Origin of the sequence: Pseudarthrobacter sp. Y6, from assembly GCF_050156205.1 — a bacterium.
In the GTDB taxonomy this organism is placed as follows: Bacteria; Actinomycetota; Actinomycetes; order Actinomycetales; family Micrococcaceae; genus Arthrobacter.
In genome coordinates, this window is the sequence record NZ_CP189574.1 from 4,151,454 (window position 1) to 4,167,390 (window position 15,937).

The 15,937-nt window shown below is 66.3% G+C and carries 13 protein-coding genes; 4 read left to right on the top strand and 9 right to left on the bottom strand.

The features are described 5' to 3' along the window. Positions 1-209 precede the first annotated feature (209 nt). The gene (locus ACQCSW_RS20095) at positions 210-1,673 is read right to left on the bottom strand and encodes an amino acid permease (protein ID WP_426988763.1); all 1,464 of its coding nucleotides are present in this window, start codon (positions 1,671-1,673) and stop codon (positions 210-212) included. A 154-nt stretch (positions 1,674-1,827) separates the two neighbouring features. On the opposite strand from ACQCSW_RS20095, the gene ACQCSW_RS20100 reads away from it, so the two are divergent. The 4 genes from ACQCSW_RS20100 (at position 1,828) to ACQCSW_RS20115 (ending at position 5,431) form a co-directional block, all read left to right on the top strand. After that, the gene (locus tag ACQCSW_RS20100; protein ID WP_426988765.1) at positions 1,828-2,754 is read left to right on the top strand and encodes a LysR substrate-binding domain-containing protein; all 927 of its coding nucleotides are present in this window, start codon (positions 1,828-1,830) and stop codon (positions 2,752-2,754) included. 106 nt (positions 2,755-2,860) lie between these two features. Then, entirely contained in the window at positions 2,861-3,286 is a 426-nt protein-coding gene (gene panD, locus ACQCSW_RS20105) for an aspartate 1-decarboxylase (protein WP_426988767.1), read from the top strand. Between the two features lie 51 nt (positions 3,287-3,337). Then, the gene (locus tag ACQCSW_RS20110; RefSeq protein WP_426988769.1) at positions 3,338-4,264 is read left to right on the top strand and encodes an AEC family transporter; all 927 of its coding nucleotides are present in this window, start codon (positions 3,338-3,340) and stop codon (positions 4,262-4,264) included. A gap of 18 nt (positions 4,265-4,282) precedes the next feature. Then, positions 4,283-5,431 (top strand): FAD-dependent oxidoreductase, encoded by a 1,149-nt coding sequence (locus ACQCSW_RS20115; RefSeq protein WP_426988771.1) that lies wholly within the window; start codon positions 4,283-4,285, stop codon positions 5,429-5,431. Between the two features lie 50 nt (positions 5,432-5,481). Here ACQCSW_RS20115 and ACQCSW_RS20120 read toward each other — a convergent pair whose 3' ends face one another. The 8 genes from ACQCSW_RS20120 to ACQCSW_RS20155 all read right to left on the bottom strand — a co-directional run bounded on the left by ACQCSW_RS20120 (position 5,482) and on the right by ACQCSW_RS20155 (position 15,836). Next, positions 5,482-8,121, bottom strand: a complete 2,640-nt coding sequence (locus ACQCSW_RS20120) for a trehalase-like domain-containing protein (protein ID WP_426988773.1) — start codon at positions 8,119-8,121, stop codon at positions 5,482-5,484. 200 nt (positions 8,122-8,321) lie between these two features. Beyond that, a complete protein-coding gene (locus ACQCSW_RS20125) occupies positions 8,322-10,427 on the bottom strand; it encodes a hypothetical protein (protein WP_426988775.1) in 2,106 nt (701 codons plus the stop codon). Between the two features lie 5 nt (positions 10,428-10,432). Continuing rightward, positions 10,433-11,494 (bottom strand): glycoside hydrolase family 130 protein, encoded by a 1,062-nt coding sequence (locus ACQCSW_RS20130; protein WP_426988777.1) that lies wholly within the window; start codon positions 11,492-11,494, stop codon positions 10,433-10,435. A gap of 27 nt (positions 11,495-11,521) precedes the next feature. Beyond that, complete coding sequence (locus ACQCSW_RS20135) at positions 11,522-12,454, bottom strand: carbohydrate ABC transporter permease (protein ID WP_426988779.1); 933 nt, start codon at positions 12,452-12,454, stop codon at positions 11,522-11,524. A gap of 2 nt (positions 12,455-12,456) precedes the next feature. Beyond that, positions 12,457-13,422, bottom strand: a complete 966-nt coding sequence (locus tag ACQCSW_RS20140) for a carbohydrate ABC transporter permease (protein ID WP_426988781.1) — start codon at positions 13,420-13,422, stop codon at positions 12,457-12,459. A 13-nt stretch (positions 13,423-13,435) separates the two neighbouring features. Beyond that, positions 13,436-13,984 (bottom strand): extracellular solute-binding protein, encoded by a 549-nt coding sequence (locus ACQCSW_RS20145; protein WP_426988783.1) that lies wholly within the window; start codon positions 13,982-13,984, stop codon positions 13,436-13,438. Positions 13,985-13,989: 5 nt separating this feature from the next. Next, entirely contained in the window at positions 13,990-14,736 is a 747-nt protein-coding gene (locus ACQCSW_RS20150; RefSeq protein ID WP_426988785.1) for an ABC transporter substrate-binding protein, read from the bottom strand. Beyond that, a complete protein-coding gene (locus ACQCSW_RS20155) occupies positions 14,733-15,836 on the bottom strand; it encodes a LacI family DNA-binding transcriptional regulator (protein WP_426988787.1) in 1,104 nt (367 codons plus the stop codon). The genes ACQCSW_RS20150 and ACQCSW_RS20155 overlap by 4 nt, the downstream gene beginning before the upstream one ends. Positions 15,837-15,937 lie beyond the last annotated feature (101 nt).

A 15,937-nucleotide genomic window follows, 5' to 3' on the forward strand; every position in this document is an offset into this window, starting at 1 on the left:
CAATACAGGTTAGAAAACCCAACGCTTCCGGCGCGGCCCGAACAGCCCTTAAACCACCAACGGCAGGCCCGGCCCCCTCCCCCGGATGCGCTATCACTTTTGGTTCCCAAAACCGGGGTTTGGGGACCAAAAGTGATAGCGCAACGTGTGGGGGTGTGGGGGCCGGGCCTGCCGAGAGGGCTGCGGGGGTCAGGTCGGGAAAGTGAGGGCTAGCTGAGGGGGCGGTGCATCTCCACGGCTTCCTGGTGGCGCGGGCTGTCCGGGTTCATCAGGGAGTGCTTGCGGCCGTAGAAGAAGTAGATGGCCAGGCCGATGACGAGCCACACGCCGAACCGCACCCAGGTCTCCCAGTGCAGCTGGAACATGAGGAACGCGGAGGCGAGCACACCGAACGCGGGAATGACCGGCATCAGCGGCAGGCGGAAGGTGCGCGGGGCGTCCGGCTTCTTGTAGCGGAACACGATCACAGAGAAGCAGACCACGACGAAGGCGGCCAGGATGCCGATGTTTGTGAGGTCAGCAACGGCCTTGATGGGGAAAACGCCGGCCAGCAGGGCGGAGGCGACGCCGGCAATCCAGGTGACGCGCTGCGGCGTTCCATGCCGGTCTGTTTTGGCGAACCAACCGGGCAGCAGGCCATCGCGGCTCATGGAGAACCAGACACGGGTGACGCCCAGGAGGAATGTCAGCATCACCGTGAGGATGGACAGCACGGCGAAGACGGAAATGATGGTGGCAATGACGGGCAGGCCCACCCCCGTGAACGCGGAGGCGAAGCCGGCCTTGGGGTCGATGTCCTTGTAGTTCTGCATGCCGGTCAGGACCAGGGTGGCCGCGACATAGAGCAGCATCGCGATGATAAGGGACAGGACAATGGCCTTGGGCATGTGCTTCTTGCCGTCCTTGGCCTCTTCCGCCGCGGTGCTCATGGCGTCGTAGCCGAACACAGCGAAGAACACTGTTGCCGATCCCGCCAGGACCGGCCCAAATCCGCTGGGCATAAACGGGTTGTAGTTGTTGGTGTCGATGTAGAAAATGCCGAGCCCGATGATGAAAAGGATCAGGACAACCTTGATGGCTACTGCAAAGAGTTCAAACCGGCCGAATGCTTTGGTCCCACGGGACAGAATCCAGGTCACCAGCAAGCAGACCAGGATGGCGGGAATGTTGACGATGCCGCCCTTGCCCTCATCCGCCGTCGAGGTCATCCACACAGGCAAATGGATGCCGATGCCGGACAGGAACGCCTCAAGGTAACCGGAGATGCCAATGGCCACCACGGCAACGATCGCTATGTATTCCAGCAGCAGGTCCCAGCCGATGAACCAGCCGATCACCTCGCCCAGCGCAACATAGCCGTAGGTGTAGGCCGAGCCGGCCCGGGGGATCATGCCGGCAAACTCTGCGTAGGAGAGAGCGGCAGCTGCTGAGGCCAGGCCGGCGATCAGGAAGGAGAACAGAACAGCGGGCCCCACACCCGGGTTTCCTTCGCTGCCCGCCGCCACCAGGCCCGCGAGGGAGAAGATTCCGACGCCGATAATGCCGCCGACGCCGATGGCCGTGAGCTGCCACAGCCCAAGGGACTTGAGCAGACCGCTGTGTTTGTTTTCTTCTTCGATGTCGTCGAGCGGCTTGCGCCGCATGATCGACTGGGACATATCTTTAGGGCTCATCAGGAACTCCTGCGTGGGGTGCGGCCCCATCGCGGCGCCCCGGCATGGGGCTGTGACGGGGGTAACTCAGGTACACCAGTATGCAAGCGCAATTGCGTTAGATAAAGTGACTACTTCTAACCAATATCCATTAGATTCATCAAGGAATGTGGCCATGCTCGATGTTCGGCGCCTGCGGCTCCTCCGCGAACTGAAGATCCGGGGCACGCTGGCGGAGGTGGCGGAGGCACTGCAGTACAGCCCGTCGTCGGTCTCCCAGCAGCTTGCCCTGCTGGAAAAGGAAGTGGGCGTGGAGCTGCTCCGGAAAACGGGGCGGCGCGTCCAGCTGACGCCGCAGGCCGAAGTCCTGGTGGCCCACACCGCCCAGCTGCTCGAAACCATGGAGCAGGCGGAAGCGGATCTGGCGGCGTCGCTGACCACTGTCACGGGAACCGTGCGGATTGCGGTGTTCCAGTCCGCGGCCCTGGCGCTGATGCCCGACACGCTTTCGCGGATGACGGCGGAGTACCCGGAAGTCCGGATCGAAATGATCCAGCGCGAACCCGAAACGGCACTTCATGAGACGTGGGCACGCGATTTTGACCTGGTCATCGCCGAGCAGTATCCGGGCCACGCCGCCCCGCGGTACCCGGAGCTGGACCGCATCAAGCTGACCACTGACGCGATCCGGCTGGCCGTTCCGCCAGCCGCTCCCGGCCGGCCGTCCATCACGTCGCTGGAAGATACTGCCGCGCTGCCCTGGGTTATGGAGCCGCGCGGCGCGGCCTCCCGGCACTGGGCGGAGCAGGCCTGCCGGAGCGCCGGGTTCGAGCCCGATGTCCGCTTCGAAACAGCCGATCTCCAGGCACAGATCAGGCTTATCGAGTCCGGAAATGCCGTGGGGCTCATGCCGGACCTCGTCTGGACGGGGCGGGGCACCACCGCCCAGTTGCTGGATCTGCCGGGGCATCCGCGCAGGACCGTGTTCACGTCGGTGCGCCGCTCCAGCGCGCAGCGGCCCGCCATCCTCGCCGCCCGCGAGACGCTGGCAGCCACCGCCATTTCAGTAGCAAGGACGGACGACGGCGGCGCGTCCGGCTAGGTGCCTAACCGCCCGGTCACTTGCCGGGCAGGTGGGGAACAGCCTCCGGCGCGATGTTCAGTGCGTCACAGCGCGATCCGGGCGCCGACGCTAGACTGGGCGGGTTATGAATCGCACAATGTTCAAGTCCAAAATCCACCGGGCCACCGTCACGCACGCCGACCTGCACTACGTAGGATCGGTCACCGTTGACCTGGACCTGCTGGATGCTGCCGATATCCTTCCCGGCGAGCTCGTGGCCATCGTGGACGTGACCAACGGTGCGCGCCTGGAGACCTATACCATCGCCGGCGAGCGCGGCTCCGGTGTCATTGGTATCAACGGGGCAGCCGCGCACCTGATGCACGAGAACGACATTGTCATCCTGATCACGTATGCCCAGATGACCACGGAAGAGGCCAAGGCCTACACCCCGAAGGTTATCCATGTGGACAAGCACAACAAGATTGTCCGGATCGGAAACGATCCGGCCGAGGGCCTCACGCCGGGCCTGATGCGGCCGCCGTTCGCCCTTAACAACGCCGCCCTGTAGCCGGAGGGTGAGTCCGGGCAGACACCGCCGCCGCAGCTTCGGAGGCTTTTCTTGGTAGGTGTACTGCAGGGCTTCTTTGTTGTCTGGTTCATCATCATGGTGGGCTGGTTCGTCGGCCGGCAACGGATCCTCGGCGACAACGCCCGCCAGGTCCTCAGTGGCCTGACCTTCTTCGTGGCCAGCCCTGCCCTGCTCTTCGAGACGCTCAGTAAGGCGCAGCTGGGGGAAGTCTTCGCGGAACCGCTGCTGGTCACGGCGGTGTCCGCGCTCTGCACCGCCATTGTCTTCTTCAGCATCGTGAAGTTCGTCCTGAAGCGCGCGTTGCCGGAAGCACTGATGTCCTCGATGGCCGCTTCCCTGGCCAACTCCGCGAACCTTGGCATCCCCATCGCGGTCTACGTCCTGGGCGACGCCAGCTATGTGGCGCCGCTGCTGATCTTCCAGCTGGCGTTCTTCACTCCGGTTTTCCTGATGATCCTTGACGCCTGCACCAGCTCGCACCGCACCACGCCTTGGGGATTCATTCTGATGATCCTGCGGAACCCGATGATTGTTGGCTCCGGCCTGGGCCTGCAGGTGGCGGGGACTGGCTGGCAGGTTCCGCCGCTGCTCCTTGAGCCCATCCACCTCATTGGCGGGGCGGCGATTCCGGCCATGCTGATCGCCTTCGGCATGAGCCTGAGCGGCAGCCGGCCATTGCAGGCGGCCGCCGGCAGGCGCGTGGACACCCTCCTGGCCAGCGCCTTCAAACTTGTGGTCCACCCTGCCATTGCCTACGTTTTCGCCCGCTTTGCCCTGGGTATCAACGGCCCGGCCCTGTTCGCGGCCGTGGTGGTTGCGTCCCTCCCCACGGCGCAGAACGTCTTTGTTGCCGCCAGCCGATACCAGACCGGCCTCACCGTGGCCAAGGACACCGTCCTGATCACCACGGTGGTGGCGGTACCCGCCATGATCGGCGTCGCCCTGCTGCTGAACTGACCTGACCTGAGGAGCCAAATGGGAACAAACCTGGACACTGTTGTGATCGGCGGCGGAGCAATGGGCTCTGCGGCTGCCTGGGCTTTGGCCCGCCGTGGCCGCCAGGTCACGCTGCTGGAACAGTTCGGCCCCGGCCACCACAACGGGGCGTCGCACGGCAGCACCCGCAACCTGAACCCGGGCTACCACCGGCCGGAGTACGTGGCCATGCTGGCCGAGGGGCTGGCGCTCTGGGAGGAACTCGAGCTGGACAGCGGCGAACTGCTGCTCACGCGCACGGGGATCGTCAACCATGGCCCTGATCCGCGGCTCGCGCTGGTGCAGGCGGCGCTCACCGAGGCAGGCATCCGGGCAGAGTCCCTCGGGCCGGAGGAGGCCGCCGAGCGGTGGCGCGGCATCCGTTTCGACCAGCAGGTCCTTCACATGCCCGACGGCGGCCAGCTGAACCCCGAGGCGGCGCTCCCCGTCTTCCAGCGGCTCGCCGCGGCCCGCGGCGCCGAGATCCGGCACCACACCAAGGTGGTGGAGCTGAAAATCATGGACGACGGCGTCCGGCTCACTTTGGCGGAACGAGGCCCTGGCGCATCGGGGCGGACAGAGGTGGTCACCGCCGCGCAGGCCGTGGTAACGGCCGGGGGCTGGACGGAGAAGCTGCTGTCCGGCGCGGCCGTGAGCGGGAAGCTCAGGATTCCCCGGCTCACGGTCACCCAGGAGCAGCCGGCACACTTCCGCGTTGCCGATCAAGGCGCCGTGTGGCCCGGCTCCAACCACACCCCTGGACCCGGACCTGCCTACAAGGACTGGTATTCGCCCGTCTATGGGATGCAGACGCCGGGCGAAGGCATCAAAGCCGGCTGGCACGGCGTCGGTCCCGTGGTGGATCCGGACAGGCGGTCCTTCCTCCCCGAACCGGTCCAGCTCGCGGCCCTGCAGGATTACGCCCGGACCTGGCTGCCGTGCGTGGACGCCGATTCATTCGAGGCCATCAGCTGCACGTACACCACCACGCCGGACGAGGACTTCATCCTCGACCGGATCGGTCCAGTGGTCATCGGCGCCGGATTCTCCGGGCACGGCTTCAAGTTCACTCCCGTGGTGGGACGGATCCTCGCGGACCTGGCCACCGGGACCCGGCCCGCCCCGCAGGTCTTCTCCGCGGCCCGCTGACGCAGGGCAGGCCGCCCCGCCGTGAACGAGCCGCGTCAGCGACCGCGGGGTTACGGCCTTTTGGCCTCTGGCTTGTGCCGGTCCAGGATCCGGGCGCAGCGGATGAACCCCAGATGCGAGTAGGCCTGCGGGTGGTTCCCCAGGTGCGTCTCCGTGCTGGGATCGTATTCTTCGGGCAGCAGGCCGGTGGGGCCGAAGAGGTTCACCAGCTGGTCGAACAGGTCCCAGGCCTCCTCGATCCTGCCCACCGCAACGTAAGCCTCAATCAGCCAGGTAGTGCAGATGTGGAAGCCGCCCTCCAAACCCGGCAGGCCGTCGTCGTACCTGTACCGGAACACGGTGGAACCCACCCGCAGTTCCCGTTCCACGGCGGTGACGGTGTCCAGGAACCGCTGGTCAGTGACATCCAGCAGGCCGGAGAGCCCGATGTGCAGGACGGCTGCATCCAGGTCGGGGCTGTCGTAGGCCACCGTGTAGGACGCGGCCGAGTCATCCCAGCCTTCGCGCAGGACTTCCTCCCGGATGGTCCGGGCCGTAGGTTCCCACGACGGATCCGGCGTCCTGCCGTGCCGGGCGGCGGTCCGGAGTGCACGGTCCAGCGTCACCCAGCACATCACCTTGGTGTAGACGTGGTGCCGCGGCGGACGCCGGGCTTCCCAGATGCCATGGTCAGGCTCGTGCCACCGGGCCAGGACGGCGGCCGCCATCTGCACCAACAGGTCCCAGTGGGCATCCTCGAGGCCACCATTCCGTGAGCTGACGCCGTGGATCAGTTCAGCCACCGGACCGAAGACATCCAGCTGGACCTGGTGGTCCGCGGCGTTGCCGATCCGGACCGGCCGGGACCCCGCATACCCGGGCAGACTGTCGATGACGGCTTCCGTGGACAGCGGCGCCCCCGTCACCGAGTACAGGGGATGGAGCCATTCCGGGCCCGGCGCATGTTCAAGGATCCGGCCCAGCCAGCTGAGGAACCCCGCCGCCTCGGCAGTGGAGCCCAGGTCCACCAGCGCGTTCACCGTCATGGACCCGTCCCGCAGCCAGCAATAGCGGTAGTCCCAGTTCCGGGTGCCGCCGATTCCTTCGGGCAGGGACGTGGTGGGCGCGGCCAGCACGGCACCCGTGGGCTCGTGCACCAGGGCGCGGAGGACCAGCGCTGAGCGGCGGACCAGCGATGGCTTCACGGCTGGCAGTTCCAGTTCCTGCACCCAGCGGCGGGAGTGGAGTGCCACCCCCGCCCGCCGGTCGGTTTCCCCGGCGGGGTCCGCCAACGCAGGCTCCGTGTCGCCGCAGCGCAGGTTGAGGACCACGGGTCCGTCCTGGAGGTTGACCGAAGCAATGGCGGTGGCATGGCGGCCGTCCGAAGTGATGGTGAAGCTGACGCCCGGAGCAAAAAGGATGATGGGATCGGAGGTTCCCACCACATGGAGTTCGTCGCCGCGGGCTTCCATGCTGAACGGCGCGTTGGCGTAGTCCGGCCGGGGTGCGAAGACGATCTTGGCGCCGCCGGTGCCGGAGAGCACCCGGACCAGGCTGGTGATACCTTCCGGTGCCGGCTCCAGGTAGTCCGTGACGGTGACGTCCGCCCAGCGCGTCTCCACGATCATGGTGCTGTCCACGTAGCGCTGGCCCAGAACCTGCGAGGCCTTGACCGGTTCAACGGAGAAGTGCCCGGCGGCGTCGCCGCCCAGGATGTGGGCGAACAGCGACCCTGAATCCGGGAGCGGGTGGCTCATCCAGCAGACCTTGGCATCCGGCGTGACCAAAGCGGTGGAGGATCCGTTGCCGAGCATCGTGTGCCGCTCGAGCCCTACTGCGTCCTCGCCGAAAAGCCAGGCCCGCCGCAGCTCGAACAGGAGGGCCAGGATGCGGGCGAAGGATTCCGGGTCCCGCAGCCGGTGGGAAGCCCGGGTCTCCCCCGGGCCCACGCGCAACCCCAGGTCCGGACCCCGGAGCGTGGCTATGGCCAGTTCGTCGCTGTAGGCGTCCCCGGCGTACAGCGCCGCACTGGCGCCCAGCCGGGACCGGAGGTTTTCCAGGGCGTCCGCCTTGCCCGGTTCCACGACCGAGAGGTCCAGGACCGAACCGTCCACGATGAAGAACAGCCCATGTGCCTTGGCGATCTCCCGCGCCGTTTCCGTCACCACCTGCACGACTTCCGGCGAGGCCGGCCGGGTGTGCACTGACACGGCCACTGGCTTCCGTTCGATCCAGATGCCCTCCTGGAAACCCACGGCCTCAGAAAGTGCGGTGCTTACCTTGTGGAGCGTGGCTTCGGTGGCGAGGGTCTGGACGTGGGCAAAGGCCATGTCCGACTCCGTGCCGTGCGATCCGATGAGATGCACCTCCGCGGGCAGTCGTGACACTGCGGCGAGGTCACGCAGCGAGCGCCCGGAGATGACGGCGGCATGCGTGTTGGGCAGGGCGGCCAGGGCGCGGAGCGCGATCGCAGCGCTCCCCAGGGGAAGGGTCTCGGTGGAGATTCCCTCAGCGTCGCACAGTGTTCCGCCGTAGTTGCAGGCTACCAGCAGCCCGGGGACACGGGCGAGGACCTTCAGTTCGGCGAGGAGGGTGGCGGTGAAACCTTCGTCCGCCAGGTCCGACTGGATGAAGGTCCGCAGCAGGCCCAGCGGCAGCGATCTGGTCAGCAGGGCGGAATCCGCCACACTCTGGTTCAACGGCGTAACCATGCGTGCACTCCTTCAGCAGAGCCTGGCCAGAAAAGGCCGGAGGGGCCGCAATCCATGTTCCCGCCGGGCGGTTTCGCCTGAATGTCCCCCTTATTGCCGCTGTGTAAAGCCTTGCAGCTGGGTGAAAGTCCGACGGCGGGCCGCCCCGTTACCCCCCCGGTAAGGAACGGAACCCGCCGCGGTTCACCGGCTGCCGTCGGTCAGCCGGCGGTCAGCGTCACCATCGTGAAGCCGCCCGGGGCCACGGTGACGCGTCCGGACGTGCTGCCGGCGTTGTCCGTGGGGCCCTTCACAGGCTGGCCGGCGGAGTCGTACTGGCGCTGGACCAGCACAAACCCTTCCGGCACGCTCACTTGCTGGACCGTTGTGGACTTGGCCGCGCTGACGTACAGCGTGGACTCGCCGCCGGAACCGGAGACCCGCACCGTGGAGATCAGCGGCTGGACCAGGAGTGCGTCCAGTGCCGCGTGGCCGTCGGTGGTGGCGGTGACCGAAGTCAGTCCGGCAGCTAGGGCGCGCCTCAGCGTGAGCGGGATGAGGATGCCGGGGGCGTCGGTGATGCCCTGCGCCCCTGTCCCGCCGTTTGCCGTGGTGCCCAGCGGGCCCTTGGCCGAGGTCCAGGTGGTGGTGCCCGCGGGCGCAATTGCCTGGTTCACGATGGGGAAGATGTTGCTGGGCTGGTCCGCTGCCGGCAACGGGATGGAAAGGCTGCCGCCAGCGTTCAGGTCGACATATGCCCCGCCGGAGATGTTCGCTTCGCCGGTCCAGGACGAGGGCGGCCGCACCACTGTGCCGTTGCCCGTGATGGTGCCGGCTTCGGCTTCCACCACGTTGAGCCCGTTGGTCCCTTCGGTCACGCTGATCCCCAAGGCCTTGGCCCGGAGTTCCGGGTCGGCGTCGAGGGCCAGCATGGTGAGCAGGGCATGGATGGTGGACTCGGCGCCGGAGTTGGGGTTGATCCGGCCGTCCGTTTCGATCCCGTCGATGGCCGTGCCGGTGGCGGGGTTGTAGGCGGGGGCGCCGTTGGGGTTGGCGCCGAAGAACCAGCCGGCAGCGATGGCTGCCACGTCCAGGAGGCCCGGAGCGTCAGCGGCTTCCGCCGTCGCCACCAGGCTTTGGACGCGGGAGTCCACGCCATACGCGATCTGCGCCTCGCCGGGAGCGGGGCTCCAGGCGTTGTCCGGACCACCCGCTGCGAGCAGCTGCGGGGTGAACTGGGCGGTGTCCTTCACCGCTGCCGTCAACAGGTCGGGCCGGTCCAGGACGGTGGACGCGGTGGCAACAGCGGCCGGAGCCATGCCACCCCATGCATGCCAGAGGCTCTGGGACTTGTTCCACGGCATGATGGCGCCGAACGGCCATTGCGTGGCCGAGCCGGATGACATCGCGGCCACACCCTCGCTCAGCTGGGACAGCGCCGTAGTGGCCACGGCATCGGACGGAACGGTCTGCACATAGGCGGCCAGGCCCAGCACGGCCTCGGCCGAGGCGTCCGCGCCGCCGGCGATGAGCCAGGCCGGAACCTGGACGCCGTCGGCGGTGTCGAACGTGCGGTACTTGGCTAGAGACTGGCGGTTCAGGGCAGCCAGGGAAAGGTGCAGCCGGTCCTGCAGAAACGCGGCGAACTCCGGATCGGACTCGGCAAACCCTGCGAAGCCTTCGCCCAGGGCCCACACCGTGCGGGCCAGCCAGTAGGATTCCGCGGAGTCGGACGGATCCGGCAGTTCCACCGGGATGGCGCTGGGGTTCAGGCTGCCGTCCGTCTGCTGCCAGAGGATGACGTTGCCGGCGTCCGGGCCGTCCACTGTCTGCAGGTAGGTGAGCGCGCGAAGATTCTGTAGCGCGTGCTCCTTGCTCGCCAGGTCCCCGGTCTGCTTCCAGTGCCGCAGGTACACAACGGCGGTGCGGGCAATATCGTCGGCGTTGTAGGCGCCCTGGGACCAGTCGCCCGTGGCCGGGTCCAGGTTCCCGCCGCCCACCCTGTCATAGCTCCCGTCGTCGTTCTTGTCGGCGTAGGTCCACGGCGCTTCGGCCTCGGGGTCCTGCTCCAGCTGGTAGGTGGTGTGCCCGGCCACCGGCGCCAACGGAACCGTGTCCAGCAGGAAGTCCAGGTGGTCCAGGTTGGTCAGGCTCCCGCCGTCGGCCAATGCGGGTGCCAGGACAGGCGCCGCGGGTGCGGTGACAGTACTGGCGGACGACGGCGGCGCGGAAGGGGCCGCCGTGACGGCACTGGCTTGGAGCGAAACAGCCAGCAGGGAAACGGCCACCGCCGTCACCACCGGCCGCGTGGCCTTCGGTGAAGCCATAACCGTCAGATCCGGTCCAGTGTGGCCACACCGATTTTGGAGTCCGCCATCCCGTAGAACACAAACAGCTGGTCGCCGATTTTTTCGATCGCGGTGGGGAACACCACGTTGGGCACGATCCCGGATATCTCATCCTCGGTTTCCGGTGCCAACAAAGGCTTGTCGCTGCGGGCGATCACCGTGGACGGGTCGTCCGCGGACAGGATCATGGCCGCGGCGGTGTAGTTGACGTTCTGCTGCTGCTCGAACGCAGACGCGGCCATCTTTCCGGCCACGCCGTGGTGGATCAGGAGCCAGCCTTCGTCCACGCGGATGGGGGGCGGGCCGCCGCCGATCTTCACTTCCTCGAAGGGGAACTCGCTGAGGGCCACCAGGCGGTGCTTGCCCATGTGGACCAGGTTGCGCAGGTCGCGCTGGACGTCGGCCACGGCCACGTAGGAGATCCAGATGCCGGGGCGGTTGTCCGTGATGCCGGCGGGCAGGTGCTCGCCTTCGCCGGGGCGGATCCAGCCCAGGTCCCACATGGGGCGGTGCAGCATGGCGTAGGCGGGCACGCCGTCGGGATCGTTCACCGGTTCCGGGAAGAACACCGCATCCTTGTTCGGAAACAGGTTCAGGTCCATGGAGAGATCGGCCTGGTACTCAAAGAAGCACGGGCCAAGGCGTTCCCAGCTCCGGAGGTCCTCGGAGTGCGCGAACGCGAGGCGGGGACCCAGCGGGCCGTAGGCCACGTAGGTCATCAGGTGCTTGCCCAGGGCGGGCACCCAGGTGGTGCGCGGGTCCTCGGTGCCGGCGTTGTTCAGACCGCGTTCCCAGCCCTCGTCCGGGGACAGGACAACGCCCTCGCGTTCCACTCCGGTGGGCACGCCATCGTCGTTGATGATCACCTTGGCGAGCCCCACGCGGGACACGTTGCCCTTGGCCACAAGCCGCGGGAGCAGGTACAGCTCGCCGTCGGGGCCGCGGCCGCTGGCGGGATTGAGGACGCCCTCGGCTTCGAAGTCGTTGCCGGGCTCGGGAGTCATGATGACCCCTGCGCGGGTGAGGGTGAAGGGGACGGTGGGCATGGCGGAAGTGTGAGGGGAAGTCATGGATTAGCCCTTTACGCTGGAACCGATGTTGGTCGAGATGAACTGGCGCTGGAAGAAAATGAACAGCGCGACGGCGGGGGCCGCCAGTACGCAGGCACCGGCAAGGATGGCGCCGAACGGGTTGCCGGCCTGGCCGGCGATGTTGGAGATGAAGTTGGCCAGTGACACGGCGAGCGGCTGCAGGGACTGCTCCTTGGTGACCAGGAACGGCCACAGGAACTCGTTCCACGGGCCGATGAAGGTCAGGAGAACGGCGGTGACGATGGCAGGACGGACCAGCGGGATGGCGATCTGCCACAGGATCCGCAACTCCGAGGCGCCATCGATCCGGGCCGCCTCAAACAGGGTTGAGGGCAACTGGAGGAAGTACTGGCGGAACACAAACACCGCCGTGGAGTTGATGGCGAACGGCAGGATCATGCCCAGGTAGCTGTCCGCCAGGCCGTAATCGCGGACAATCATGACGTAGAGCGGGATGAGCAGCAACTGGAACGGGATCATCTGCACCAGCAGCATCATGCCGAACACCACCCCGCGGCCGCGGAACTGCATCTGCGCCAGGGCATAGCCCACCAGCAGCCCGAAAATCACCGTGAAGAGGATGACACCGCCGGTGAAGATGCCGGAGTTAAGGAGGCCGCGGAACAGGTTGATGGACTCGTTGATTTGTACATAGTTCGCGCCGGTGATGTTGGCCGGATTGGGAAACGCGCCGAAAATCGACGTGTCCGGGGAAGTCTGCAACGAACCGATGAGCATGTAATAGAACGGGAAGAGGAAAACGAAGGCGCCCACGCCCAGCAGGATGAAGCTGCCCACGCCCAGGTTGCGGCGCTTTTCGACGCCCGAGTCGGGACGAAGGACGGGTTCCGCTTGTTCCGGGAGCCGGCTGGCGTCGTCGTCGTTCTTGGCGTTTTGTGCGTTGGTGACGGACATTCTCAGTCCTCCTTCCCGCCCACCAGGCGTTTCTGGATCAGGGCGATCAGCAGGACGCCGATCACCAGCACCACGCCCAGCGCGGCTGCGACGTCGGGGTTCCCCTGCAGGATGCCCCGTTGGTACATGATGAACACCGGGGAGGCCGATGCCCCGTCCGGACCGCCGCCGCCGGTGAGCAGGTACGGCTCGGTGAAGAGGTTCGCGCCGGTGATGGTGGCCAGCAGCGTGACCAGGACGCTGGCGGGCCGGACGCCGGGCACGGTGATGTTCCAGAACTGGACCCATTTGTTGCCGCCGTCCACGGCCGCTGATTCGTACAGCTCATCGGGAATGTTCTGCAGCGCAGCGAGATACAGCAGGATAAAGAATCCCAACTGTTTCCACGTCACGTACAGTGCCACGGTGGGCATGGCCAGCCACGAATTCACCAGCCAGGAGGGGGCTGGGGCCAGGGGGCCCAGCAGCGTGTTCAACAGCCCGTTTCCCTGGAACAGGAACAGCCAGACACCCACGACGGCGACACTTGCCGTCACGTACGGGACGTAGTAGCTGAGGCGGAAGAACGTCTTGAGCCGGGTCACGCGGTTCAGGGCGTTGGCCAGCAGCAGGGAAAGGCCCACCGTGAGCGGGACGTTGATGATAAGGAAGACGCCGATGTTCAGGAAGGAGCGCTGGACTGCGGGGTCGGACAGGACGGTGATGTAGTTTTCGAACCCCACGAAAGGCCGCTCCACCTTGACCCGTGGTGCTGTGAAGAAGAAATCGTGGAAGGAAATGTAGACGGCGTAACCGAGGGGAAACGCCAGGACCGCCAGGATGTAGATGACATAGGGGGCGCTGAACAGCAGGCCCAGCGGCTGGGGGCCCAGGAAGTTCTTACGCTTCCTGGGCACCAGCCGCCGGTCCGCCGTTCCACCAGCCGGTTTCCCCGTGACGGGGTTCCCACCAGAAGAGCGGACTGACATTGGGGGGTCACCGCTACTTCTGGGCTACCAGTTGGTTGATCTTGTCCGCCGCGCCCTTGAACGCGGTGCCGATGCTTTCGTTCCCGAAGATCACGGCCTTGGCGTAGGCGGTGCGGAAGGTCTGCCAGACTTCAACCGAGTTGGAGACGTTGGGGACCTCCACGGTCCGAGAGGCCTGCTCGGCGAACTGGGTGTACGCCGGGTTCTTGGCGAAGTAGTCCGCATAGACCGTGGGGAGATCCTTGCGCATGGGCATCTGGCCGGTGTCGGTCAGCAGCTTGCCGTCCTGCTCCTCGCTGGTGGCAAACTTCAGGACTTCCCAGGCCGTGCCCTGGTTCTCGCACGCGGAGTACATGGCCACGTTCTTGGCGTCGGAGAAGGTTGAGGTATCAGTCTTTGCCGCGGCAGCGGGGACCGGGACCGCACCCCAGTTCACCTTGTCCTTGTAGGCCGCGATGGCCCAGGGACCGGCCAGGGACATGGCGGCCTTGCCCTCCAGGAACGAATCGCCCTGGTAGACCTCCTTGGAGGCGAGGTTCTCCTTGTAGAGGGTCTCGAACATGGCGGCTACCTGCTTGCCTGCTCACTGTCGAACGTGGCCTTGCCGTCCTTCACCAGCGGGGTGCCGTCCGAGTTGGCTGCGTAGAAGGAGTAGAAGTCGAACCAGGCCTGGAAGAAGTCACTGGCCGGCGATGGCCAGATGGCAGTGGTGGCAGCACCTGAGGACACCAGGGCCCGCGAGGTGTCCAGCAGTTCCTGGTGGGTCCCCAGCTTCGGGTTCGCCGGATCCAGCCCTGCCTTGGCAAACGTGTCCTTGTTGTAGAAGAGGACTACGGGGTTGGACTTCCAGGGCAGCTGGTACATTTTGCCGTCCGCGGACTTGTACTGGTCCGCCAGGTCACCGGTGCGGTCCTTGATGTACTGGAGCCCGTCCGGGAATTCGTCCAGGGCCACCAAACCGCCCTGCTTCTGGAACTGGGGAACGGCCACCGGCGCGGTGTTAAAGACCAGGCAGGGCGCGTTTCCGGCCGTAATGGCGGCGCCGATGACCTCCTCGGAGCTCTTGCCGGCTGGGATCTCCTGCGCATCGATCTTCTCGTCCGGGTGCGCGGCGTTCCAGGATTCCACCATGGCCTTGCCCCACTTAACCTCGAACTCGTTGTTGGAGTACCAGATCTTGATGGGGCCCTTGGCGGATGTGGCGGAGCCGCCGTCGCCGCCCCCTCCGCTGCTGCCGCAGGCAGCCAGGCCTGCCCCCATTACGGTCAGGGCGGCCACTGACAATATTCGCGTGGCTTTGGTAAAGCGCTTCATTGCGACTCCTTGGTACTGGTCCCGGTGGGGATCTGCGACTGGTTCGTGTGCTTTTTTGCTTGCTTTGTGGCGTGCTTGGTGGCTGTGGATGGGGCGGGGCCGGTGGAGGCGCGGACCAGCAGGGAAGGTGCCTGCAGGTCCGTATCCTGGCCGGAGTGCGTGCCGTTGAGCTGGTCCAGGAGGGCCTGCGCGGCAACTCTGCCCCAGCGCATGGGGTCAGTGGCGATAGTGGTGAGGGGCGGGTTGAGGTACTGGGTGAACTCTGCATTGTCGTAGCCGGTGATGGACAGATCTCCCGGAACGCTCAGGCCCTGAGACTGGGCGAAGGACTGGCCGGACGTCGCCATCAGGTCGTTCGCGTAGACAATCGCGGTAGGGCGGTCCGGCCGGCGGAGCAGGTCCGCGGTGGCGGCCACTCCCCCGGGAGCCGTGAAATCAGCCTCTGCGAACAGATCCGCTGCCAGGCCAGCAGCGGCCATGGCCGACTCCCAGGCCTGGCGGCGGCTGCGGCCGTGAATGTATTCCTGGGCGCCGCCCACATGGCCGATCCGGACGTGCCCCAGGGCGAGGAGATGTTCGACGGCGGCCGTGATGCCGTCCGTGTCATCCATGGACACCGCCGGGAAGGGTGAGTCCGAATCCGGCCTGTTGAGCGTCACCGCCGGCAGCTTGAGCTCCCGCAGCAAGCCGATCCTCGAATCGTTGTGCCGCACGTCCGTCAGGATCACGCCGTCCACGCGGCCGCCGTCGGCCAGTTTGCGGTAAGCCCGCTCCTCGGCGCCGGGGGCGGTGGCAACGCTCAGGACCAGCGTGTAGTCGTGCTCGGCGAGGGTGGTTTCGATGCCCGCAATAAAGGCCGGGAAGAAGGGGTCCGTGCCGAGGAGCTTGGGATCGCGGGCCACCACCAGTCCCAAGGCGTAGGCCTTCGCGGAGGACAGGCCCTTGGCGCGGAGGCTCGGCTTCCAGCCAAGCTCTTTCGCGACCTGCAGGATCCGGCCCCGGGTGGCGTCGCTGACGCCGGGCTGGCCGTTGAGCGCATAAGAGACAGCACCTTTGCTGACGCCGGCCGCGTGGGCGACGTCGCTGATGGTTACTGCCATGATGTGGGGCCCTTTACGTTTCGGGTTCCGTGACTCACGCCACTGAACCGGTTCAGTGGACTCTACTTAACCGGTTCAGTTGAGCGAAGTCAAGGGTATGC

Excerpts from the sequence above, each read along its gene's own strand:
- ACQCSW_RS20095 (WP_426988763.1), bottom strand. The coding sequence starts at position 1,673 with ATGAGCCCTAAAGATATGTCCCAGTCGATCATGCGGCGCAAGCCGCTC.
- ACQCSW_RS20100 (WP_426988765.1), top strand. The coding sequence starts at position 1,828 with ATGCTCGATGTTCGGCGCCTGCGGCTCCTCCGCGAACTGAAGATCCGG.
- panD (WP_426988767.1), top strand. The coding sequence starts at position 2,861 with ATGAATCGCACAATGTTCAAGTCCAAAATCCACCGGGCCACCGTCACG.
- ACQCSW_RS20115 (WP_426988771.1), top strand. The coding sequence starts at position 4,283 with ATGGGAACAAACCTGGACACTGTTGTGATCGGCGGCGGAGCAATGGGC.
- ACQCSW_RS20120 (WP_426988773.1), bottom strand. The coding sequence starts at position 8,121 with ATGGTTACGCCGTTGAACCAGAGTGTGGCGGATTCCGCCCTGCTGACC.
- ACQCSW_RS20125 (WP_426988775.1), bottom strand. The coding sequence starts at position 10,427 with ATGGCTTCACCGAAGGCCACGCGGCCGGTGGTGACGGCGGTGGCCGTT.
- ACQCSW_RS20130 (WP_426988777.1), bottom strand. The coding sequence starts at position 11,494 with ATGCCCACCGTCCCCTTCACCCTCACCCGCGCAGGGGTCATCATGACT.
- ACQCSW_RS20135 (WP_426988779.1), bottom strand. The coding sequence starts at position 12,454 with ATGTCCGTCACCAACGCACAAAACGCCAAGAACGACGACGACGCCAGC.
- ACQCSW_RS20140 (WP_426988781.1), bottom strand. The coding sequence starts at position 13,422 with ATGTCAGTCCGCTCTTCTGGTGGGAACCCCGTCACGGGGAAACCGGCT.
- ACQCSW_RS20145 (WP_426988783.1), bottom strand. The coding sequence starts at position 13,984 with ATGTTCGAGACCCTCTACAAGGAGAACCTCGCCTCCAAGGAGGTCTAC.
- ACQCSW_RS20150 (WP_426988785.1), bottom strand. The coding sequence starts at position 14,736 with ATGAAGCGCTTTACCAAAGCCACGCGAATATTGTCAGTGGCCGCCCTG.
- ACQCSW_RS20155 (WP_426988787.1), bottom strand. The coding sequence starts at position 15,836 with ATGGCAGTAACCATCAGCGACGTCGCCCACGCGGCCGGCGTCAGCAAA.